Consider the following 22,381-nt stretch of genomic DNA (forward strand, 5'->3'; position numbering starts at 1 on the left):
CGTCCTACTGCGGTCGATCCGCACTCCCGACACAGCCCCGCAAACCACGCAAAGTGACCTCATTGAAGCCGCTTGACTTCCATAGGAGCATCCGGTGACCCGGATCGACCCCTACGGCGGCATCCGCTGGCACTGGACCACCCCCAGGGCCCAGGACATCCTGCGTCGCCGCGCCCTGCCCGAGATCCTCCAGCTCTACCGCGAACTCCACGGCCTGCCGCAACAAGAACTCGCCGACCTCCTCGGCTACTCCACCAGCTACGTCTCCCGCATCGAAACCGGCTCGCGCACCATCACCGACCTCGGCGCCCTGCGCCACATCGCCGAACGCCTCGGCCTCCCGCCGCACAGTCTCGGCATCACCGACGACACCGACGCAGACCACCAACTCGTGATCCAGCTCGCCGAATCCGTGCTGCGCCTGGCCGAGATCGCCCGCCAGGCCGGCCAGGCCACCGCCGCCGTCGCCGAGCTGTGGCCGCTGGTCGCCCGCCTGGAGGCCCGCACCGCCGACGGCCACGCCGACCTCGACACCCTGCGCCTGCTCGCCCGGGCCCGGGTCGGCCTCGGCGTCGCCCTCGGCCACGTCCTGCCGGAAGAGCGCCTGGCCACCGCCGCCCGCTGGACCGGCAAGGGTCTGAGCGTCGCCCGGCGCCTGGGGGACCCCGGCCTGCACGCCAACGCCCTGCGCCACCACGGCAACGAGCTGCGCAAGGCAGGGCTGCACCTGCGCGCGCTGGACCGGCTCGGGCAGGCCCGTGACACCGCCCGCACCGCCACCGAACGCGCCGAGGCGGTCGTCCTGCTGGCCCGCGCGGCCGGAGTCGCCGGGAACGCCGCCGTCTTCGACGCCGCGATCACGGAGGGCCGTCGGCTCCTCGACGAAGCGGCGCCCACTGCCCTCTTCTCCGAGTTCACCCTTCACGAGGTCCGTCTTCGGGGTCTCATGAGTACGGGCCGTGTTGCGGAGGCCGTCCGGCAGCTCGACCACGCGCCTGGTGCCGGTCTGGCGGCGACCTCCCAGTGGCGGATCATCGCGGCGATCACCGCCGGCGAGGTGCTGCTGAGGAAGGGGGATCCGACCGGAGCGGCGCAGCAACTCGGCATGGCGGTCGACGGGGCGACCCTCCACCATCTGCCGCACCAACTCCAGCGCGTCGTGCGGGCCGGTCGGCACCTGTCCGAGGTCCGGGAGCGCGCGGGCGACGCCCTGGCACGGCTGCGGGCCGAAATAGCGGCCTGATCTCCGGCCTGAGGGTGAGGCGGTGATGAACACGGCGGATTCACATTCCCTGAGATCTGGACTGAACCATCTGGGACGGTGGGCCGGGCGCCGCTCAGCGTGCGAAGCGGCGCCCGGCGCGGTGACCGGAGGTCACTCGGGGAGCAGCGCGAGCAGTCGGCTCTGCAGGCGTTCCACGTCGCGGCTGCTGCCCAGGTTCCGGTACTGGTCCTGGCTGGCGGCGTACCAGCTGGCGGCGAGCGCAGGCAGGCTTCCTCGTTCGGCAGCCTCTCCGAGGAACTCGATGCCGTAGGCCGCCCAGTGGCGGTGACCGAGGCGCACGAATTCCTGCACGGCGATGTTGATGGTGCCAGCCGCGACGTCGTGCTCGCCGGCCAGGGATTGGGCCTCGCCCAGGTAGACCTTCGCTCGGGCCACGTTCAGGGGGTCGGGCGGGGTGAGAGATTCGAGGTCGGCGATGGCCTGCTGGAGCAGGGGGATGCCGAGGTCGGTGTTGCCCTGGCGGGTAGCGGCGGAGCCGAGGAGGATCTCGGCGAGGCCGGCGCCGCGCCGGTCGTCGAGGTCGGCGTACAGCTCGATCGCGCGTGCGAGTTCGGGTTCGGCGGTGGCGTACTGTTCGGCCTCATACAGGGTGGCGCCGATGCCGGCCGTGCACTGGGCGATGCGGGTGGGGTCCTGATCTTTGGTGGCGAGGGTGCGGCCCTCCTCGTAGAGCCGGAGAGCGTCCTCGTGTTCTCCGGTGCGTTTGTGCGAGATCGCCAGGGTGGTGGTCATCTCGTACGTGGCCATGGGATGGCCCCAAATCCGGGCGGAGTCGAGGCCCAACTTGTGGCAGGTGAGGCTCAGGTCGGTACGCCGTAGGCGGTGGAACAGGGGCCACATGTCGTGGACCAGGACCGTGGCGGCCTGGTGCTCGCCCAGGGTGCGGGCGGTGGCGAGGGCGGGTAGGACCGCGGGGGCGATGGCCTCCAGCCAGTCCAGGGCGGTGCGGTCGTCGGTGATGTGCACCGGCTCGGCGGGATGGTGGCGCTGCTGGCGCGGCAGGACGCGGTGGTGCGGCGTGAGGCGCTGGACGATGTCCTGGGCGGTGGCGATCAGGTGGTCGAGGTAGCGCTGCACCACGAGCCGCTGGTTGTCGGCCTGGTCGCGGATCATCTCCCGGACGTTGGGGCGGATGCGGTAGACGTCGCCGCGCACGGGCTGGCGGCCGGTGTGGTCGATCAGATGTCGGGCCGAGAGTTCGTGCAGCAGTTGCAGGGTGCGGGCGGTAGGGGTGGCGGTGGCGGCGGCCATGGTGAGGTGGTCGAGATCGGGGGCGGGAATCAGCGCGGCGAGCCTGAGAAGGCGCGCTTCGGGTTCGGGCAGCGACGCGAGGGCGACGGCGGTGGTCATGGGGAGACTCTCCAAGTCTGCTGCAGCGAGCGCGGGGTGCGAGGCGAGTGAGCGTGCGGGGGTGAGGACGACCGCGCCGGCGGCCAGCCCCAGGGCCAACGGGCTGCCCTGGCAGGTGCGAGCGAGGGCCTCGGCGGCGGCCGGTTCGGCGCGCACCCGGTCCTCGCCGAGGATTCGGCTGAGCAACTGGACAGCGTGGGCGGGCGCGAGCGGGCCCAGATGGTGGTGGTGAGCACCGAGAGCGGCGAGCACGGGAAACGGTGAGCGGCTGGTGACGACGACCAGGCACTCACTGGTGGCGGGGATCAGGGGTACCACCTGGTCGGCGGTGGCGGCGTCTTCCAGCACCACCAGCAGCCGTCGAGTGGCGGCACTGGAGCGCCAAAGAGCTTGCAAGTCTGCTTCTTTCCAGGGGAGTTGCTCTGCAGTGCCGTCTCCGATCCCGCGCAGCAGGGAACGGGCGGTCTCGGTAGCGGGCGCCGGGCCGCCGACGCCTCCCGCGCCCAGCTGTACGAGTAGTTGTCCGTCCGGATACCGCTTGGCATGGCGGCGGCCCCAGTGTGAGACCAGGGCGCTCTTGCCGATCCCGCCCGACCCGGTGATCACGATCACCGGAGCGGTGCCCTCCGGCAGGGAGGCGAGCAGCCCGTCCAGCGCGGCGAAGTCGTGTTTGCGGTCGGTGAAAACCCTGGTGACCGCCGCGAGTTGTCGCGGAACTTGTCGCGGCGGCGCGGCGGTATGGAAGTGGATATCACGGACCTGACCGGCCTGGACGGCTTGGTGAACGTGGGCACCGTCGATGCTGTTGGAGACGGTCGGCATGGGTCGGTCGTCAGAACGAGGCAACGGCGCCGGCCCGGGGACTTGGAAGGGTAGGAGCGGACGGCATGCCGAGGGCGACGGCGGCGTTGACCAACGCCAGGTGACTCAGCCCCTGCGGCGTGTTGCCGAGCTGGCGGCCGGCAGCGGGGTCGTACTCCTCCGCGAGGATGCCGACGTCGTTGCGCAGGGCGAGCAGCGCATCCATGCGGTCCCGGGCCTCGCCGGTGCGACCGATCAGGGCGAGCGCGGAGACCAGCCAGAACGAGCACGCGAAGAACGCGCCCTCTTCGCCGGCGAGGCCGTCCACGTTGGCGTCGGCGTTCTGCTGGGTGCGGTAGCGCAGCACGAGGCCGTCGTAGGTGGCGAGTTCGCGTTGGACGGCCTCGATGGTGCCGACCACCCGCTTGTCATCGGGCGGCAGGAAGCCGGTCTGCGGCAGGAGCAACAGGGAGGTATCCAGCTCGCGGCCGCCATAGGACTGGGTGAAGGTGTTGTGCTCCTCGTCGTAGCCCTGGGCGAGGACGGTGCTGTGGAAGTGCGCTGCGACCGCGCGCAGGCGGGCCAGGGTGGCCCGGTCGTGGTCGGGGCGGCGCTCAAGGAGCCGGACGGTCCGGTCGATCGTGACCCAGGCCATGATCTTGGAATGGGTGAAGTGGCGTTCGGGCCCGCGGATCTCCCAGATTCCCCGGTCCGGTTTGTGTGCGGTGGTGATGACGAGTTCGGCGAGCCCGAATAGCAGCGCGTCGGCGGCGGGGTCGGGTTGGAGACCGGCGTCCTCGGCGGCCAGGAGGGCGTCCGCGACGTACCCGAAGACGTCGAGCTGGAGCTGGTCGGCCGCGCCGTTGCCGATCCGTACCGGGCGGGAGCCCTCGTAGCCGGGCAGGTGGTCCAGAACGGTCTCGGTGAGACCGCCGCTGCCGTCGAGCCGGTACATGATCCGGGCGGTGGTGGGGCCGCCGATCGTGTCGACCAGCCATGTCCGCCAGGCACGCGCCTGCTCCACGAAGCGGCCGGCACGCAGCAGCTCTCGGATGGTGAGCGCGGAGTCGCGCAGCCACGCGTAGCGGTAGTCCCAGTTACGTTCGCCGCCGATCCGTTCGGGCAGCGAGGTGGTGGGGGCGGCGATGACTGCGCCGGTCGGTCGGTGGATGAGGGAACCGAGAACGGCCGCCGAGCCAAGGACGGCGTCTCGGTAGGACCCGGTGTAGGTGACACGGGCGCTCCAGTCGGCCCACTCCCGCAGCGTGTCGGCGAGGGCCTGGCCGGTGTCGGGTACGGGCGGGACCGGATCGCCGACCTTCTGCCAGGTCAAGGCGTACGCGGCCTGCTGTCCCTCGGCCAGGACGACCTCGGAAGCGGCGGCTCCACGCCGTCGGGACCGGTGGGCGGGGCCGTCCAGCCACAGGACCGCGCCCTGGTGCTCGGCGGCGAAGCGTCGGACGCCGTCGGGGCCGGTGAGCTCGCGCAGGGCGGAGTGGGTGCGGCCGTAGTCGGGGGCGATGAGGACGCGGGAGGTGACGCTCACCCGACCGCGCAGACACCTGGCGATCCGGATCACCTGGGCGGGTCGTTCGGCGCCGGATGCGGGCATGAACTCGGTGACCTGCAAGGTCCCCTCGGGCAGCTCCCAGACCTCGTCCAGGACCAGGCCGCCGCTGCGGTAGGCGCGGTGGGTGACGGGGAGGGGCTGGACGGAGGTGGGGGAGAGCGACCAGTAGCCGTGGCGCCGGTCGCCGAGGAGACCGGCGAACACCGCCGGCGAGTCGAACTCCGGCAGGCACAGCCACGGGATCGCGCCGTGGGGGTCGATGAGGGCCGCCGAGCGGCCGTTGCCGATCGGGGCGTAGTCCTCGATCGGGAGGGGAACGGGCATGAGAAGTCCTGGTGTTGGTGGCGAGGTAGGTGGTTGAGGTGGCGAGCAGGTGCGTGCGACAGGTTGCTTCAGTAGCCGTGGGTCGGGCTCACGCCACCGGGCGCATCGGGTCCAAGTACTGGGTGGAGTCCGACGGGGGCAGGGCGACGATCCCGGTGAGCACGGCGACGGCCGCGGCGTGGGTGCGGCTGCCGCGCCGTGAGAGCGCACGGACGACTCGTCCCTCGACCGCGCGGGCCGTGCGCAGGCTCAGCCCCATGCCGTTCGCTCCGGCTTCGCTCAGGGTCCCGGTACAGATCAGGGCGGCCACGGCTCGGCCCGCCTGATCCAGCTCGGGCGCGTGCTCGGGCAACTCGGCGAGCAACTGCTCGGTGCCGATCGCCTCCGCCGTGATCAGGCGGGCGATCAGGTGTGCGTCGTCCACGGCGCCGGCACGTCGGCGCAAGTCGGTCAGGCGGGTCTGGACGAGGTACTCCCCGGCATGGACCCGCCGGCCGATCTCGGCGACGCTCAGCCCTTGGGCGGCCAGTTCGGTGATCTGGCGTTCCAGCGCGTTCAACTCCGGCCGTGGGGTACGCCGAGGACCGGTGCCCGGCACGATGCTCGTGGTCGTCAGGATCCGGTGGAACCCGGCGTCTCCCGCCACGGGTGCCTGGTCGGCGGTGCACACGATCACTAGCTCGTCAGCCGGTGTCCCGAGCAGGTGGGCCGCCTTCAGATAGGCGGCGGGGCCGTCGTACGCTCCTTGGCGAACGGCGCACGACCAAGCCGCTCCCAGGCCGACCGCCTCGACGGCACGATCGGAGTCGACCGCCGTCGCGGGGAGCACCAGGGCGCAGGGGACACCATGGGCCAGCGCCTGGTGCACCAGCCGGACGACGGTCGGCATCGCCCCACGAGGCGCGGACCCGGCCAGAACCGCCGCGAGCGACGGCACCTCCGGGAGGCCGGCCAGCGTGCCGAGGTGCACGACCAGACCGCGCGCGGACCGCAGCATCGCGATGGCACGGTCCAACGGATCGCAGTCTGCGGCGGCTACGGATTCGGATGCATCGGCCCTTTCCTTCATCTGGTGTTGTTGGGTGCGGCCCTGGCCCGATTCGGCCGCCATGGGTGTGGTGAGCTCGGCCAGGGTGTCCCCGGCCGGAGCAATCAGTTGGTGTTCCAGCGCCCGGCGGACGGCGACAACGCGCTTGCGCGTGTTGAAGACGTCGAGTACGGCGTCCTCGTAGAGCTCTGCCGCGCGTTCTCGGACCTCCAGCGCGCGGGCGATGTCAGCGCGGGTCCCGCCCGCGGCCCAGATTCGCAGGATCAACGTCTGCTCGTCCGTGACGGCCGGGGGAGAGCCCACCGGGACGGAGCGGGCGAGCAGACCGGATTGCCACGCCCGAGCGAAGGCCTGGACCCGGTTCGCCGTTCCCAGCCGGTCGTAGACCTGGCGCAGGTGGCTCTTGACGGTGTCGACACTCAGATGCATCGCCGCGCCGATCGCCGCGTTCGTCATTCCGAGGCCGACCCTGTCCAACACAGCGACGAGTTGCGCGGTCAGCGCCGTGGGCGGAACCTTCATCTGCATCAGTTGATCGCTCCGACCGTGGGATTCAGCAGCGTGCCGGGACCTCCGGGAAGCCGGATCCGGCGCGGCATCAGCGCGCTTCCAGTGGCTGCCGGAGCTCGCTGAGCTTCACGTCCGGCCAGCCGGTGCCGAGAGCCCGCAGCGACACCAGGTCGGCCAGTACGGCCGCCGCGCTCGCCTGCTCCCGCGAGCGAACCCCGAGCGTCCGCAGGATTGTCTGGATGTAGGTCTTCACCGTGTTCACGGTCAGCCCCAGCTGCTGGGCGATGGCGGCCGCGTCCTCGCCGCTCACCAGGCCGGTGAGGACCTCGATGTGCCGCGCCGACAGCGATTTGCCGGTGGGGTTCACCACGTGCACGTCCGTCACCAGGCCCCAGCCCGCGCCCAAGGCGGAGGCGTGGAAGCGCGACTTGACGCCGACCTTCGTCAGCAGAGCGAGGACTGCCGCGCCGACCTTGGCCTCCTCGATTCCGGTGGCGCGGCTGATCGCGCCGTACAGGGCACCGCAGGCCACCTGTTGCAGGAGAAGGACGTCGGCGTCGGACAGATACGACTTGGCGGGAATGGGCGGCGCGGGCATGGCAGACCTCCAACAGGAACTGGGTGGGGACGGGGGGTGGGGGCTATTGAACGGGCTTCGGCTGGTCGAGAGCGGCCAGCAACGAGGGGCCGATCTGCCGAGCGGCCTGGGAGCCGATGGTCAGGACCAGGTCGCCCTGCTGCACGAGGGAGGCAACCAGGCGCGCGGGGCCTTGTTCGTGCAGGTTGGGCTCGAAGCGGATCAGCGTGCCGCTGGAACTGGCGTTGAGGATGGATTCGCTGCCGTCGGCGTTGTTCTGACCGCGGGGAAAGGTCGAGTGGACGGGAAGCAGCACGGTCTGGTCGGCGGCTCCCAGAGCCTCGGCGATCAGGCCGGCGAAGGCGTTCGACCGAAGGTGCCCGGACGGCTCGTACACCGCCACGACCGCGCCCTCGGTGAGCATCCGGGCGCCCTGGAGGTCGGCGGCGATCTCCCTCGGGTGCACGGCCCGGGACTCGACGACGGCGATGCCGCTGTTCGAGCCGAGCTGGGTCAGCGAGTGTTCGACGCCCGCGAACGCGCTCAGCCCGTCGACCAGGTCCTGGTCGGGAACGCCGAGTGCCCAGCCTGCTGCCCATGCGGCCGCCACGGCCATGGCGTCGTTCGTTCCGGTGACCGGTACGGTGAACGTGTGCCGCTCGCCGTCGGCCTGGACGGTGATGCGGTGGTGGTCCCCGGTCCAGAACTTCCCGAGGACCTGCACGTCCATGTCGGTGCTGCGGCCCACGGTCACCACCCTCGGCCCGGGGCGTCGGTGCAGCCGGTCCGCAAGCTCCTGGCAGCCGGGCTGGGCGGCCCACACCACCACGGTGTCGCTCCGCCTGGCGAGGCCCTCCACCTGGTCCAGGGCTTCCTCCTGGTTCCAGAAGGCCGGCGGCGCCGCATCCACGGCGGTGACCAGCGTCACCGTCGGGCTCAGCCCGTCGCCGAGGGTTCGGAAGCGCCAGCCGGGCGGTGAGGTCTCGTGGCTGGAGCTGTCCGGGCAGAGGTCCACCACCAGGACCTCTCCGCCGCCGTCGTAGCCGATGGAATCCCCCCTCGGGGCCTCGGCGAGGATCCACCCGGGGTCGCGGCTGACGAGCGCGCAGGTGAGCGCGGCGGCCGCCATGGTGGTCGAGTGGCTACCGGCGACGGCGATCGAGATCGGTGCCGTACCCGCCAGCAGCTCGACGGCCCGTGCGTAGCCCATCATGGGCAGACCGTGGCCGGCGATGTGGCTGGTGATGTCGTGGGTCACGGTGTTGTCGCCGCCCCAGATCAGCGAGGCCGTACCGGGGGCGGTCGTGCGGAGAACGGTCCCGTCGCGCACAAGCTGCTCGACCAGCTCGGGACGAAGGTAGGCCTGCACGGGGGAGACCGTGACCCGGGCGTGGCGCCGGGCGAGGTAGCAGGCGAGTCCGGCCATGCCGGGGCTGAGCGGGTCGGGGATGTGTACGGTGCCGAGGACATCGGGCAGTGGCAACGGGCGCCGGGGGCGGGCGAGGCTCTTGACGGAGATCGGGTTCACGCTGCAGCCCCCACGGCGACGGTGCTGTCCGCCAGTTCGACGAGGCGGGCAGCGGCGTCGCCCAGCTGGGCGTTCTTCCCGCACACCACGGCGAGCATCGAGCCGTCGTTGGCGCCGACGAGAATCAGCGTGCAGCCGGACCGGTCCTCGATCACGCTGTGACCCCAGGGGCCGGTCTCGGCGGTGCGACGGCAGATGATCTCGGCGCTGCGGTTGCTCACGGCGTGAAGCGCCGCCATGACGGCAGCCCAGTGGTCGGCTTCGTCTTCGTCGACCCCGGGTGAACTGCCGAGAAGCAGCCCCTCGGGGCTGACGTGGATGGCGGCGATGGTGCCGGCGGTGCCGGTGACCAAGTCCTTCAGGAACTGCGGATGGCGCAACACGTGAGCCTCCTTGGCCAGAGCGAATGTGGGGGGTGGGGTCGAAGCGCGAAGATCGGCTGGGACCCGATGGGATCGCCGAGGTGGCGTCTCCCACACGTTCAGAGTGGCCAAGGGGATGGTGCGAGGGGGAGGGGGTGGATGGGGACAACCAGCTTGTCTCCATCGACGGGGCGACCGTCGTGTTGGCGGAGCCTGTGCTGCCCGAGCCGCTGGATGTTTACGTCACTGAGCCGCTCATGTCCGGCCTGAGCACGTCACTGTCGGGCTGGGGCGCCCCGAGATCACCGTCCAGGTCGGCACTCGGCTGCGTTGCAACACCGAGTGCTTCGTCAGCGTCGTGCAGCTGCGGTAGCTGGAGGCCGGATAGTTCAACGTGAGCTGCTGCGTCCGCGCACCGCTCGTCTCACAGGTGGCAGAGGGACCGGACCGGTAGGGGCGGTCGTCGGGTCGGTCCACGGTACGGGGCGCGTTTCTCCGGCCCACCCGCCGAGTTTCAGCTGCATCTGGTACGAGCCCTGGTAACCGATGGAGTGGAGCACTGCCAGGGTCACGTAGTGTAGTGAGAGTCTCCAGACATCAACCGAGAGACCGTCGCGTGCATAGAGGTCATCTGCGAGTATTTCGGGGTGAACGAGGCGGTTTCGGATCCGTGTGACTGCCGTGGGGCCATCGATCCGATGGTCTGCAGCGTACTTGGCCAGCACGGGGAGTTCGGTTGCGTCAACTGAAGTTGGTACGCCGGCGGACTTCAGCAGATAGCGCAGCTTGTCCTCAGCAGCACATTTCTTGAAGTCACCGCGCGGCATTAGGTTGCCCAGCACTAGCGTCGTCCATGCAAGGCTCTCCAGCGCTGGTGCGGCGGTGAGGATTCGCTGTTCGACAAAGCCGGTTGCGACGGCCTCGGTTGCCATCAGCATTTGGAAACGGGTCGTTCCCCTGCGTGAGGTGTCGGCGAAGGCGCGCACCGCGCACGAGATGAGCTCGGCGCAGTCATCGGAGCTGCCGTCGTAGAGCCATCCCGACCCGATTGTCTGCGCCCGGTCGACGAGGGGTGAGAACCATTGCTCCCAGACGACTTCCCCGTTGGGGTCGTACCCCGTGGGAAGCACAGGCACCACCTTGCGGCCGAAGCCGAAGGAAAAGCTGACCCGGAGGCATTCCAAGAGTTCTCGCCCCTCAGCCACTGAAAAATCTTCGCCGCCTGTGCGCTTGAGTTCCATGACATGGGTCAGGACGGACGAGATCTGTTCGGTGGCCGTTCTGAGAACGGCTGAGAGGTCCGGGCGCTGGTCGATGGTCACTGTCCATCCGTCGACCTCAATGGACCACCGCCCCCGTCGACGGTGAACTCCGTTGGCCGTCTTCTCTCCCAAGATTGCATTACCGGCGGACAGGGGGAGGTTCAACCACTGGGTCACCAGTCTTTGGAGGGGCGTTTTCTGATCTCCGTTATTGGTGCCGTTGATCCATCCAGCATTGTTACGCCGGGTGTTGGCTGTGAACTCCATGGGGGGTGTCCGGTCGACCGTCGTTATGACGGCGCCGTCATTCCCCAGTTCCCAGAAGTCGTCCGGGTGCGGCTCTACCGACCACTCCAGACTCGGCTTGGCTCCGAAGGTGAGTTCGATCTTCCCTTGCCGTGCCCCTTGCCGGAACCCGGTGAGCGTGCCCTCGTACAGGGTTACCGCTTCTCCGGGAGCGTTCCAGCCGCGAGGTGGAATCAATGGGGTGTTGAACGTGATCTGGTTCGTAGGTTCCATCAAGGGGACAGCCTCCGCCCGGTGAGTGAGCCGCCGCCAGGGCAGCCGGACAGGCTATCAGGTCATGCCGTGGGAGCCGGAGTCTTTTTCACAGGCCGGAGTCTCTCTACAGAACGGTCCAGCCCCATGGCCGTGCGCCCTCCCGGCCTTGGATACAGGCGAGGCGGTAGTGGGCCTGGTCGCGATGCCGTGCGGGGTCGGCAGCGGCGAGCTGGAGAGCGAAGCAGGTGACGCGCAGCTCGCGGATGTTGCGCAGGACCGGATAGCTCGGCCACTCCGTGACATCGTCGCCGTAGGCGGTACAGATCGCCTCGTACTGCTTCGCCGTCACGCTGCCGAAGCTCGTGAAGCCGGCCGCCATCGTCGCGAGGTCGTACTCGCGCCGGCCTAGGGAGGAGCGCTCGAAGTCGAGCAGGTAGGTGGTGGTCGGGGTGACCGCGGTGTTGCCGCCCCAGGCGTCCCCGTGGACCACACAGAGCGGCCGTCCCGCGGGCAGCTCGGCCCACGCGGCCTGCAGGTCGGTGAGGTACGCCCGCAGCCAGCGTCGTTGGTGCTCGTCGAGGGTGACTGCTTCGTCGATCCGTTCGGCGAGCCGGACGAGTGGATCGAGGCGGCCGAGATCGATGTGCTCGGGCACCGGGAGCTCGTGCAGCCTGCGGAGTAGGGGCGCCATGTCGGCGCCGGTGCCCGGGCGGTGGGGTGGCAGCTCGTGCCAGAAGGTGACGGGCCGGTCGCCGACGAGGACGGGGGCGGAGAGCGCTTCCAGCGGACGGACGACCGGAAGGCCGCACTCGTGGAGCCACCGGGCTATCGCGATCTCCTGCACCGCCGCGGGCCGCTGGCCGGTCCGGGCGACGCGGGCCACCACACCGTCAGGCAGACGCCACAGCGCGTTCTCACCCAGTCTGATCAGCTCGGCGCCGTCGGCGGACAAGCCGGCGTCGGCACACGCACTGAGCAGGACGGCGTGGGAGTCGCTCGCAGTGGTCACTCACCTACCGTAGCGGCGATCTGGCGGCGCAAGCTCTGGAGCCTGGTGTGCTGTTCGTACCGAAGCGCGAGCTTCGCCAGATCCTGGAGGTCCCGCGCGGCGCGGTGCGAACGGAGCTGGGCGACCTCGGCCACCGCCCGCTCGGCCTCCGGGAGCGCGGCGTCGGGGTACCCCATGATCAGCAGCAGGCCTGCGAGCTTGGTGCGGCTGAACGTCCTGGACCGGGCGAACGGTTGGGAGTGCCCGTCGACGGCGGTCCTGAGCCGGTCGAGCGCATTGTCGACCGCGTGCCCCGCGAGTGCGAGGTCGTAGACCGCATGGCCGGTGTCGCCGTGGTGCTGGGCGTCGTCGTAGTAGGTCATCCAGCGTGACTCATCGGCGGTCCGGACCTGGGCGTACGCTTCGTCGGACCGTCCGATGGCTGTGAGAGCCGCCTGGTGGTTGCCCAACCTGGCGTGCCCTCGCGCCGCGGCGTTGTGCAGCATGGCGCGCTCGGCCGCCGAGAGCCGGTCGGAGCGAACGAGGCCCAACTCGGCGAGGGTGACGCCGTCGTCGTAGTGTTCGCACCAAGTGGCGAGCCGGGAGCGCAGGTTGTACGAGACCGCACGTGCGGACCAGTCGCCCGCCTCCTCCGCGAGGTCGGTCGCCCACCGAAGTCGCCGGCCGGCCTCGGCGAACTCACCCGAGTCGAGCAGAACGGCACCGGCGGCAGAGGCCAGACGGCTCGCCGCGGTCAGCAACTCCGAGCGCAAGGCGCTGTTGCACGGGGCAGAGGTGAGAGCCTCGGCCCACCGGAGTTGCGCGACGGCCGTCTCCCGCACGAGTCCGCCTCCGCCGTGCAGGTTGTCCCAGCTACGCAGGACCGCGGCTGCGGATCGTACGTGGGCCACGTCCCCCGGGCGCACCGTCGCCCCTGATTCCGGGCCGATGGGCGTTGGGGCGATGAGGGGGACGGAGACGTTCGAAGGCATGGCTGACGGGGCCTGCGGAGTGGTGACGGCAGGGTCGTTCCCGCCACGGGCGTCCATCCGCATGGACACCAGCACGAGGCTGCGGGTGAGCGCTCCGCCAGTGTCCAGAGCGATGTCGAGTGCCTCGGTGTGATGCCGCAGGCACCTGCGTTCACCGCGTTCCATCTTGCCGATCAGATCGCCGCTGAGGTGTGCCCGTTCGCCGAGTTCGTCCTGCCCGAGGCCCCTCAGCGTGCGCCACTGCCGGATCTCGTTGCCCAGCCACTCCTCGGGCGAACGCTCCGGGTGCAGCGTGCTGGGTCGTGCCGCCATATCAGCCCCCTCGACCCGGGATGGGGACAACCGCGTTGTCCCCATCCCGGGGAAGATCTCTTACCTGGACTGGGAACCAGCGGTTCCATACGTCTGCCGCAATGGATCCGGCGCCTTCGTCAACGACGGACAGCTTGGTGCTCGGCTTTGTCGAGGTCCGGCTCGAACTCGCCGTCCTGGCATCCTCGAACGAAGGCGATCCACTCCGCCGAGGTGAAGAAGAGCACCTTCCCCGTGGCCGAGTGCCGAAGCGCGGTGGCGCCGCCCGGAAGGTACGCGACCTCCAGGCGGTCCGCGGGATCGCTGCCCGGGGCCGCCATCCACCGGGCCGCGCGGAGGTCGAGCGTGTAGAGGTCTGCCTTGGCGACCGGCGCGTACGTCGTCACGCTTCTTCCAGGGTGCCGGCCGCGAGGGCGTGGACGAACGAGCGCACCTGATCGGCATCGGATCGGAGCGCCGGGATCTCCGGGTTCTTCGAGTCACGGATGGCGATGGCCGGAAACCCCGGCACGGCCGCGATCTCGACGCAGTTGCCGTTGTTCGCGGTGTAACTGCTCTTGTGCCACCGCACGTCGTCGAGCGGGACGGCGTAGAGGCGGTTCGTTTCGATCATGATGCGGTCAGTCTTCTCTCGGTCTGTTCGATGAGCGCCAGCGACTCCTGAGGGCCGAGGGCAGCACGCAGGAGGTAGGAGTGGAGACGGGCAAGGCGCCGAAGTCCAAGCGCGTCGTCGACCACGATCGTCCCCGTGACGGCCTCGGCGAAGGCGGTGTCCGGAGCATCCTGGCCGTTGCCCTGAAACAGCGTGAAGGCGCCGGTCAACGCGCCTTCGGCTCCTCGGTCGAACGGGACAACTCGAAGGTCCACGGTCTCCAGGCGGCAGACGTCCTGGAGATGACGGAGTTGCGCCGCCTGGACCGCCGGCCCTCCCACTTCGAACTCCAAGGCCGCCTGGGTGATGACAGCCGTCAGGCGAAGGGGGACTTCGTCGCGCAGGCGACGTTGCCTCATGTTCTTGACCTCGACCAGGCTGTCGACCTGGTCCGGGCCGAGCGCCGCGAAGCCGACCTCGGTGACGGCCCGGGCGTAGGCCTCGGTCTGTAGCAGGGCAGGTATGTACGCGATCTGGTACTCGGCCGCGGATGCGGCCTCGTGCTCGTAGGAGATGAACTCCGTGTACCTGCTGCTGAGGACGTCCGCGTAGGCGTCCCACCACATGGCCGTGCGCGTCCGCCCTCGGCGGAAGAGCGCCTCCAGGTGGTCCCGGTCCGGCTCGGAGACATCGAAAAGGTCCATGAGGGCCTCGAAGTCGGCTGGGGTGGCGCTGCGCTTGCCGGTCTCGACCCGCGTGATCTTGGAGGTGCTGCACCCGATCCGACTGCCGACCTCTTCGGCCGTCCAGCCGGCGGCTTCGCGTCGGCGCCGCAGGTCGGCACCGAACTTGCTGCGTGCAGCGAGGGGTTGCTGTGGGACGGCTGGAGCCATCGATCCCTCCATGAAGCCGTGATCCAAGTGGCCCTGTCGATTCGTCAGCTTAGCGGCTGCGTGTGCACGGCACATGTGTGGCAAGAGAATTGGCATTTTGCCAGTCACGTGCTTGACGGCGCGAGGGGAAGGCGGGAACCTGATGGTGGTGACGCACCGCACTGGTTCAGATGCGGATTGCCACCTTTCATGCGCTTGCGCCCTGCGGCCTCGTGACGTCTTGCCGAGGTCTGCATCAGGGGGTTTCACCTTCTCCGCATTTCAGAGCGGCCAGCCGGTGGAACGACCCGCTCTCAGCCTTTGTGTGTCCCGCCGCGTTCGTCCCGGTGGGGCGCACCGAAGTTTTGTTTTTGCGGGGGCAGGTGCAGGCCATGGCCGCTGCGGCGACGCCGAGTTACCCAATCGGAAGGGGAGAAGTGTGGACCAGGAGACGCGGACGGATTCGTCCTGCGGGGGCGGCGTGGCGGAGGAGATGGTGATGGAGCAGATCGTGAAGGCTGCCGGCCGTACGGGCCGCGCGCCGCTGCTGATCCTCGGCGCCTTCGAACGTGTGGGCTCCAACTGGGTCAGCGACCAGCTTCGAGCCTCGATGCAGCAGCACAACGAGCCCTTCCGGCAGCAACTCGGAGCGGCGCACCCGCTGTCGGCCCTGAACCCGCGGCCGGAGTCCGAGCTGACCGCCCTCAACCGGCACCACCTGGCCTGCGCACTCCACGACCTCCACGGGTCGAAGCGGCACGCGGTCAAGGAGACCAACCTGTTCTTCGCGAACAGGTCGGTCACCGGCCTGCTGCCGGACTCCCCGGTCCTGGTCCTCACCCGTGCACCGCTCGGCATCGCGTCCTCGTTCGAGCGTGGTGGCCTGTGGCAGCGCTGGGCCTACGCGGAGCGCTACCTCGGACTGGCTCGCACCGCCAGGACGCCGCGATGGCGGGACTGGTCGCCGCTGCTGCCCCTGGACGATCCGCAGCCGCCGGTGGCGCTCGCCCGGATGATCGCCGTCAACGCCCTGCTGCTCGCCGAGGCACTGCGAGCGGACCTCGCCGGATGCGGACGTCCTCTGGCTCACCTGCCGTACGAACGGCACGTCACCGCGCCTGCGGAAGTCCGATCAGGGCTCGCCGGATTTCTGGGCGTCCCCCTGACCGTGCCCGCCGGTGCGCTGATCCCGGGCGGCGGCGGGGACTTCGACACCAGTCGGCCGAAGAGCGAGCTGGTCGCCGAACTTCCGGCGAGCAATGCCGCGTTGGTCCGCCATCACGTCGCTACCACTCTGGCCCGTGCCACCGCGATCGTGGACGCGGCGACCGTGAAGACCGCGAGCCACTGGCTGGCCGGGGACGACGAGTACGAACTGCGTGAGCCCCGCGAGCGCACTCGGCGGCGTGCGGCGGTGCCGGCGCAGGCGGATCCCCGGCCACTGAGCGTGGGCTACCGCCGCAGCGGGCTGAGTCAGGTGATGTGGCGCAATCTGCTGATCTCGAACCTGGAGATGGCCGATCTGCTGAACGCTCTGCTGGAGGCCGGCCTGGAGAACACGCGGCACGGCACGCACCTGCTGATCAACCCGATGCCACACGAGCGTGGCGGCCGCCTTCACGTGGACCAGGGTCGAAGGTGGAGGCCCAGCCCCGGGTTCGAGCGCCACCCCGCCTACTGGGTCACCTGGCTGGGCGCCGCCGCACTCGCGGCCTGGCACGGTGCGCGACTGCCCACCCGTGAGGAGGCCCTCGCCGCGGTCGCCATGACGGGTCCCGGGCACAACACCGGCTACGCGTTCGGAGACACCACTTCAGTGGTCGAGCCCGGCAAGGGCGCCGGGCAGATCCACCACCTGACGGGAAACGTCCAGATCTGGTGCGCCGACGGACCGGACACCGGTGACGAAGCTCCGCTCCGCCGGTACCTGTTCGGTTCCGCCTGGAACACCCCGGGCGACAGCGGGACGGTCGAGGAACACCGGTCGCGCTTCCTGCTCGGGTCCTCGCGCGGCGTCGGGGTGCGTCTGGTGCGCGGCCCCGATGCCTGCGCCGCCGACGCCCTCGGTGCGTGGGAAATCGCGCAGCGGATCGTCGGCTGGATCGGTGGACTCGACGAGCCGGACCGGACACCGGGTGAGCTGGACCGCCTCCTGGTGGACGTGCTCACCCGGCCTGCCGGCACGAGGTCATAGCCCGATGTTCGACTTCGGCCCCATGTAGGAGCCGGCACCTGGCCAGCCTGCCCTGGCCAGTTCCACGAACCGCTCGGAGAAGCCGTGACCGGGGAGGTCGTCGACCTTCACCCACTCCACACCCCGGATCGGCCGGGTGTCGGCACCGGCCGCGACGTCGCCGATCCGGCCGCCGGTCACCTCGACCTCGAACGAGATGTGCACGACGCCGGCCGCGGTGACATCGCAGACGTACAACAGGCGACCGACCTCGACGTCGAGTCCGGTCTCCTCGCGCATCTCCCGTCGCAGGGCCTGGGTCAGCGTCTCGCCGTCCTCGGCCTTCCCGCCGGGCAGGGACCACGTCCGTGGCCCCTCGGTGTCCTGGTTCAGCAGCAGCATCTGGCCGTCCCGCACCGCGATGCCCGTCACACGTGTATGCATCCGCGCACCGTACCGCGTCCCAACACCGCTAGGAGAACGGTCCGTTGAAGAATCACCCCATCCCCGTGGTCATCGCCGCCGGTGGGCTGGGCACCCGCGTGGCCGGCTGGTCACGGATGCTGCCCAAGGAGTTTCGCCCGGTCGGGGGACAGCCCGGCCTGCTCCACGTGCTCGAAGAGGCGGTGGCCGGCGGTGCCGAGCGTGCGGTCGTCGTGCACCACCCGTACTACGCGGGCTTCTACGCCTGGCCCTGCCACGTACTGTCGCCCGACGCCCACCGGCGCTACCAGGAGGCGGCCGGAACGCGACCGGTCGGGCCTCCGCCGGCCGCCGGACTGGACGTCGACTTCGTGGCGCAGCGGGGACGATACGCCGACCTCACGTCCGTACTCAACGGGTCCGTCCACCTGCGCACCGGCAACCTGGCGTTCGCCTTCGCCGACAACGTCGACCTCACCCACTCCGCGCTCGCCACCCTGCTGGACCGGACGGACCCCGCGCATCCGGCCGTGCTCACGGCACCGTTCGACGCGACGGAGGCCGCTCGGCACGGCGTCGTCGTGTGCACCGGTGCCGGGCCGGTGCGGACCATGGTCGGCCTGGTCGAGAAGCCCGGTCCGGTCGAGGCGGCCCGCCTGCTGGACGAGTACGGGCCGGACGACCTGCGGCTCCTCCAAGGCAGGGGGCGTACCACCCCCGGCCTCGTGCACCACTTCGCGGCCACCGTCCGCCACGCCGGCCGCGCGGAGCCGAAACTGTCCCTCGCCGTCGCAGGCTACGCCCGGAACCACGTGGTGCAGGTCGTCACCGCCGAGTTGATGGTGGACCTCGGTGCCCCCGAGCCGTCCGCGGAAGCCGGCGTCGCGTGACGTGCCACTGCCTCGGAGCGGCACCCCACGGGGCTGCGGTCAGACGCCGTGGAAGGCGACGATGAACCGCAGCTGCCTGTTCCGCAGCGGGGCCAGGGCCATGATGCGGACGGGGACCTCACCGGCGCCGCCGTGCGGGATTCGCATGTGCCTGATGTCGCCGTCAGGGTGCTCGTAGAAGTCGTGCCGGTCCCACAGTTCCTGGGCCTCGGGGCAGCCCTTCAGGATATCCGCGACCAGCTTCTTCAACTGCTCGTTGTCGGGGTACTGGGCGGCGGCGGTTCGGATCTGGGCCAAGAAGGGGACGGCCCAGCTCTCCTTCCAGTTGACCAGCTGCTCGCGGGCTCCGGGGTAGAGGAACGCCCACCGCATGATGTTGCGCTCGTAGACCCAGGGGTACATCTCGCGAGACGGATTGTTGTGCGCCACGACGTTCCAGGCGACGTCCGATATGTACGCGGGGTGGGGGAGCATCTTGTCGAGAAGGCGCTGCATGTCTGCATCCATGGCCGCCATGGCGTCGGGCTCCGTGTCTCGTGGGGCAGGGGCGCGCCCGGTGGCGTGGTGGTACAGCGCGAGGCGTTCCGCGTCATTGAGCCGGAACGTGAATGCCAGGCGTTCGAGAATTGCATCGGAGAATTGGGCGGATTCTCCGGCTTCCAGCTTCGAGTACCACTTGACGCTGATTCCAGCCAGCCGGGCGACCTCCGTTTTGGAGAGTTCCCGCGTGCGGCGGGTAGGGCTTGTGACCAGGCCGGGGATGGAGTTGGGATCCGTCCGCTGACGCCAGCACTGGACCATGCTGGCGAGCGTCTGATCGCGAGCCGCAAGGCGCTCGAAGTCGGTGCTCATGGCAACTGATTCTAGGCATCGCCGACAGGCGGGTCGGCGCCAACAGGAGTGTGGGGAAAGCCACATCAGCTCAAATCTTGGCATTGTTGTTTGATTTTCAACAGGCCCCCGTCCTGGAGTGATGAATCATCATTTGACCATGCGTTTGGGATGGATGAATGACGAGTCGTCAATAGCCGCGGGTCGTCTCCCGAGTGGCGAAATTAGGGGATGTTGCGGAAAATATCCGTTAAATTACGCTGGGTGATCTACGCGCGTAGTCTGGAACTCCGAGTTCGCGAACTCTCACTTCCGGAACTGGCACTTCTGGAAGTGAGAGTTCCAGCCGAGGGCTGGCATCGTGAGGGCCGCCGGGCTGCGGACGGACCGCTCGGTGACCCGCACTACGAAGGAGAGTTCCCATGTCCCGCTCGGCCCTGGTTGTCGGAGGTAGTCGAGGTATCGGCCTCGCAGTGGCGCAGAGGCTTGCCGCAGACGGCGCCACCGTGGCGGTCGCCTCCCGTAGTGGGCTGGCCCCCGAGGGGCTCCTCGGCGTCGAGTGCGACGTGACGTCCGCCGAGTCCGTCGACGCCGCGTTCACCGCAGTCGAGGCCGCCCAGGGGCCGGTCGAGATCCTCGTCGTCAACGCCGGCATCACCCGGGACACGCTGCTGCTGCGCATGTCCGAGGACGACTTCGACGCCACCCTCCAGGCCAACCTGGTCGGCGCCTATCGGGCCGCCAAGCGCGCCGCCCGGGGAATGCTGCGCGCGAAGCGCGGCCGGCTGATCTTCATCTCCTCCGCCGTCGCCATGACCGGCGAGAGCGGACAGGCCAACTATGCCGCCTCCAAGGCCGGCCTTGTGGGCTTCGCCCGTTCCCTGGCCCGCGAACTCGGCCCGCGCGGCATCACCAGCAACGTCGTCGCGCCCGGCCTGACCGAAACGGACATGACCGCCGCCCTCTCCGAGGCCCAGCGCGAGGCCCTGCTCCAGCGGGTGCCGCTCGGCCGCATGGCCCAGCCGGAGGAGATCGCCGCCGCGGTGTCCTTTCTGGCCAGCGACTCCGCCGCCTATCTGACCGGGGCGATCATCCCCGTGGACGGCGGCGCCGGCATGGGGCACTGATCCGCTCGCCGGCCTGGGCGTACGAGGGGACGCCCAGGCCCGGTGCACCACCCCACTGCTCGCACGCCCGGCGCGCCCACGGCTCCAGCTGCGACCACCTTGTACTGGACTCGCCATGGGACCCGCGGCCCAGGTGAGGCCATCAGCCCCACCTGTCCACGCCGACCGAAGATCGGACTCGGTTGGCGGGTCCCGGCACCGCACACCTGCGAGACTCCCTTGTCTTCTCCTGCAATACCAGCGCCCTCGACGTCCTGCCGGCCAGCAGCCCCGGCAGCCAGCACCCACGCCCGTGTCCTCACCGTCCTGCGGGCGGTGACCCAGGGTAGCGGCGTCCAGGGCGTGCTCGACCTCACCAGGTCCACCGGCATCCCCGACTCCACGGTCCACCGCATCCTGCAGGCCGGCGTGGAGACTCGTACGGTCGACCAGGTCAGCCGAGGACGCTACCGGCCGGGCCCCGCCATGATCGAGATGGCATTGCAGGCCATGACCTCCGCCCCCGCGGCAGCCGATGTCCAACAGATGCTCGATGACCTCCAGCGAAACACCGGCGGCGTCGCCCTGCTGTTCACGGTCACCGGCTTCGGCGGCCTTCGCCGCCTGTGCACTGACTACACGCTCGGCGACCGCGACCCCGAGACCCTCAAGGCCCTGGCCTGCCAGCTCGGCTCCATCCCGCGCTCACTGCGCATCGGCGCATCCGGGCGCGTCATCCTGGCCCACCTGCCGCCCCACATGCAGGAAGCCGTGCTCGCCGAAGGGCTGCCGCAGTCCCCGGCCCCAGGCGCGATCCGCGAGAAGGCCGCCCTGCTCGCCTCCCTCGCCGACATCCGCCGACGCGGCTACGCCATCGGCCGCCAGGAAGCCCTGCTCGGATGGGACGGCATCGCGGCGCCCGTCTTGTGGGGGTCGACGGTGATGGGATCGCTCGCCCTGGCGATGCCGGTGAAGGAGGTGCCGGGCGACCTGCGAGGAGTAATCCAGCGAACATGCGATGCAGCGCGCGCCATGAGCCTGATTGCTGGTGGGCAAATGACCGCATAGCGCGGGCGCCGCGTTTTTACAACGCCTGAATTAGCGGCAGGCAGGAGAAACTGTCGGCCGCCAAATTCCTTTTCTGGGGTGCGTGAGCTGTCGGAGGGGATGCGGGTATTCGTTGATAAAGTCCGGAGGCGTCAGAGCGGCTGGGTCATTGTGGTCAATGGGGCATCTCGCGTTCGCCGATCAAGATCATTTCCCGCCAGGCGGGAAATGGGGACTGCTACTCGCGTAGATGGCTTGAAATTATTGACCGGAATCAGTTGGCGATCATAAGGTCTCTTTGATGTCGGGGGTGGCCTGGAATTCTCGCTCCAGTCCTCCGTTCGGGGTTGCCGCAGGCGCCAGCGGTCGGCACCTGGACGAGCCGAGATCCTGAAGCTTGACCCGAGGGTCTGGCGCTCCCGGCGCGGCGAGGGGCGCGGGGCGGTGCACGCACGAGTCTTCCCCCATGGGGAGTTAAAGACTGGATGTGTGGCGCCGAAGGCCCTAAGGTTCTCACCCCGCCGCGGAGGCGACAGGTGGGCAGAGAGGGGGAGTCGATGCAGTAGGACACGTCCGGAAAAGAGAGCCGGCGCCCTGGAGCTACCAACTCCTGGACGCCGGGCCAGCGCCCCGAAGGTCGCTGATTCACTACCGCGCGAGCGGCGGGACTTCTTTGCACGAGAGGCCGCCGCGCGCGTTTCCTACGAAACACGGAGTATCGCATGCCTGCCCTGCCCAGGGGAACCCAGTACGTGGAGCCCAGCCCGAGCCAGCAGCGGCTCGGGGCCAAGCTCGCGGACATGATCCCCGGTGCGGTCGCCGTCCGCGTCAGCCTCGCCCACCCCAGCCGCCAGTGGCCCCACCCCTACACCGTGGCGGTCGACGGGCGCGGCGAGCAGCTCATGCTGAGCGGCAACACCACCAAGGTCGCCGCCCGCTGGGTGCTGCGGTCCTGGCCGGAGGTGGACTGGACGCGCCCGCACAGCCTCGACCTTGCCACCGGGCAGCTCGCCGTCACTTCGGGCCGGGGCCGCTGA

At 69.7% G+C, this 22,381-nt stretch carries 20 protein-coding genes; 6 read left to right on the forward strand and 14 right to left on the reverse strand.

The annotated features are described in order from the left end of the window. Nucleotides 1–94 precede the first annotated feature (94 nt). Complete coding sequence (locus ACIQ87_RS08305; protein WP_402403381.1) at nucleotides 95–1,243, forward strand: helix-turn-helix domain-containing protein; 1,149 nt, start codon at nucleotides 95–97, stop codon at nucleotides 1,241–1,243. Nucleotides 1,244–1,375: 132 nt separating this feature from the next. On the opposite strand, the gene ACIQ87_RS08310 is transcribed toward ACIQ87_RS08305, so the two are convergent. From ACIQ87_RS08310 to ACIQ87_RS08365, 12 genes are all read right to left on the reverse strand, one after another. Then, entirely contained in the window at nucleotides 1,376–3,457 is a 2,082-nt protein-coding gene (locus tag ACIQ87_RS08310) for an NB-ARC domain-containing protein (RefSeq protein ID WP_402403384.1), read from the reverse strand. A 10-nt stretch (nucleotides 3,458–3,467) separates the two neighbouring features. Beyond that, nucleotides 3,468–5,330, reverse strand: coding sequence for a glycoside hydrolase family 15 protein (locus ACIQ87_RS08315; protein WP_402403387.1), 1,863 nt, complete (start codon nucleotides 5,328–5,330; stop codon nucleotides 3,468–3,470). Nucleotides 5,331–5,418: 88 nt separating this feature from the next. Further along, nucleotides 5,419–6,906, reverse strand: coding sequence for a LuxR C-terminal-related transcriptional regulator (locus tag ACIQ87_RS08320; RefSeq protein WP_402403389.1), 1,488 nt, complete (start codon nucleotides 6,904–6,906; stop codon nucleotides 5,419–5,421). Nucleotides 6,907–6,976: 70 nt separating this feature from the next. Further along, the gene (locus ACIQ87_RS08325; RefSeq protein ID WP_402403392.1) at nucleotides 6,977–7,486 is read right to left on the reverse strand and encodes a response regulator transcription factor; all 510 of its coding nucleotides are present in this window, start codon (nucleotides 7,484–7,486) and stop codon (nucleotides 6,977–6,979) included. A 43-nt stretch (nucleotides 7,487–7,529) separates the two neighbouring features. Further along, nucleotides 7,530–8,993: a hypothetical protein gene (locus ACIQ87_RS08330; protein WP_402403395.1), complete on the reverse strand. Its 1,464-nt coding sequence runs from the start codon at nucleotides 8,991–8,993 to the stop codon at nucleotides 7,530–7,532. Continuing rightward, nucleotides 8,990–9,376 (reverse strand): roadblock/LC7 domain-containing protein, encoded by a 387-nt coding sequence (locus tag ACIQ87_RS08335; protein WP_402403397.1) that lies wholly within the window; start codon nucleotides 9,374–9,376, stop codon nucleotides 8,990–8,992. The genes ACIQ87_RS08330 and ACIQ87_RS08335 overlap by 4 nt, the downstream gene beginning before the upstream one ends. Nucleotides 9,377–9,744: 368 nt before the next feature. Beyond that, nucleotides 9,745–11,136, reverse strand: a complete 1,392-nt coding sequence (locus ACIQ87_RS08340) for a hypothetical protein (RefSeq protein ID WP_402403399.1) — start codon at nucleotides 11,134–11,136, stop codon at nucleotides 9,745–9,747. 106 nt (nucleotides 11,137–11,242) lie between these two features. Further along, nucleotides 11,243–12,127, reverse strand: a complete 885-nt coding sequence (locus ACIQ87_RS08345) for a phosphotransferase enzyme family protein (protein ID WP_402403402.1) — start codon at nucleotides 12,125–12,127, stop codon at nucleotides 11,243–11,245. Beyond that, entirely contained in the window at nucleotides 12,124–13,410 is a 1,287-nt protein-coding gene (locus ACIQ87_RS08350; RefSeq protein ID WP_402403404.1) for a helix-turn-helix domain-containing protein, read from the reverse strand. The genes ACIQ87_RS08345 and ACIQ87_RS08350 overlap by 4 nt, the downstream gene beginning before the upstream one ends. Before the next feature lie 119 nt (nucleotides 13,411–13,529). Then, the gene (locus ACIQ87_RS08355) at nucleotides 13,530–13,796 is read right to left on the reverse strand and encodes a DUF397 domain-containing protein (RefSeq protein WP_402403407.1); all 267 of its coding nucleotides are present in this window, start codon (nucleotides 13,794–13,796) and stop codon (nucleotides 13,530–13,532) included. Next, the gene (locus tag ACIQ87_RS08360) at nucleotides 13,793–14,023 is read right to left on the reverse strand and encodes a DUF397 domain-containing protein (RefSeq protein WP_402403410.1); all 231 of its coding nucleotides are present in this window, start codon (nucleotides 14,021–14,023) and stop codon (nucleotides 13,793–13,795) included. Before ACIQ87_RS08360 ends, ACIQ87_RS08355 begins: the two co-directional genes overlap by 4 nt. Continuing rightward, nucleotides 14,020–14,895, reverse strand: coding sequence for a helix-turn-helix domain-containing protein (locus ACIQ87_RS08365; protein WP_402403413.1), 876 nt, complete (start codon nucleotides 14,893–14,895; stop codon nucleotides 14,020–14,022). The genes ACIQ87_RS08360 and ACIQ87_RS08365 overlap by 4 nt, the downstream gene beginning before the upstream one ends. 478 nt (nucleotides 14,896–15,373) lie before the next feature. On the opposite strand from ACIQ87_RS08365, the gene ACIQ87_RS08370 reads away from it, so the two are divergent. Beyond that, nucleotides 15,374–17,068 (forward strand): SUMF1/EgtB/PvdO family nonheme iron enzyme, encoded by a 1,695-nt coding sequence (locus tag ACIQ87_RS08370; protein WP_402403415.1) that lies wholly within the window; start codon nucleotides 15,374–15,376, stop codon nucleotides 17,066–17,068. Here ACIQ87_RS08370 and ACIQ87_RS08375 read toward each other — a convergent pair. After that, nucleotides 17,063–17,491 (reverse strand): NUDIX domain-containing protein, encoded by a 429-nt coding sequence (locus ACIQ87_RS08375; RefSeq protein ID WP_402403418.1) that lies wholly within the window; start codon nucleotides 17,489–17,491, stop codon nucleotides 17,063–17,065. The two genes, ACIQ87_RS08370 and ACIQ87_RS08375, sit on opposite strands and share 6 nt — an antisense overlap. Before the next feature lie 44 nt (nucleotides 17,492–17,535). Between ACIQ87_RS08375 and ACIQ87_RS08380 the strand changes: the two genes are divergently transcribed. Continuing rightward, on the forward strand, nucleotides 17,536–18,360 hold the full coding sequence (locus tag ACIQ87_RS08380) for a hypothetical protein (RefSeq protein WP_402403420.1): 825 nt from the start codon (nucleotides 17,536–17,538) through the stop codon (nucleotides 18,358–18,360). Between the two features lie 39 nt (nucleotides 18,361–18,399). Here ACIQ87_RS08380 and ACIQ87_RS08385 read toward each other — a convergent pair whose 3' ends face one another. After that, the gene (locus ACIQ87_RS08385) at nucleotides 18,400–19,212 is read right to left on the reverse strand and encodes a helix-turn-helix transcriptional regulator (RefSeq protein WP_402403422.1); all 813 of its coding nucleotides are present in this window, start codon (nucleotides 19,210–19,212) and stop codon (nucleotides 18,400–18,402) included. 401 nt (nucleotides 19,213–19,613) lie between these two features. Between ACIQ87_RS08385 and fabG the strand changes: the two genes are divergently transcribed. From fabG to ACIQ87_RS08400, 3 genes are all read left to right on the forward strand, one after another. Beyond that, on the forward strand, nucleotides 19,614–20,318 hold the full coding sequence (gene fabG / locus ACIQ87_RS08390; RefSeq protein ID WP_402403426.1) for a 3-oxoacyl-ACP reductase FabG: 705 nt from the start codon (nucleotides 19,614–19,616) through the stop codon (nucleotides 20,316–20,318). 42 nt (nucleotides 20,319–20,360) lie between these two features. Continuing rightward, a complete protein-coding gene (locus ACIQ87_RS08395; RefSeq protein ID WP_402403428.1) occupies nucleotides 20,361–21,365 on the forward strand; it encodes an IclR family transcriptional regulator in 1,005 nt (334 codons plus the stop codon). Between the two features lie 701 nt (nucleotides 21,366–22,066). Continuing rightward, on the forward strand, nucleotides 22,067–22,381 hold the full coding sequence (locus tag ACIQ87_RS08400) for a transcriptional regulator (protein WP_402403430.1): 315 nt from the start codon (nucleotides 22,067–22,069) through the stop codon (nucleotides 22,379–22,381).

This window comes from Kitasatospora sp. NPDC096204 (genome assembly GCF_044763205.1).
Taxonomy (GTDB): Bacteria; Actinomycetota; Actinomycetes; order Streptomycetales; family Streptomycetaceae; genus Kitasatospora.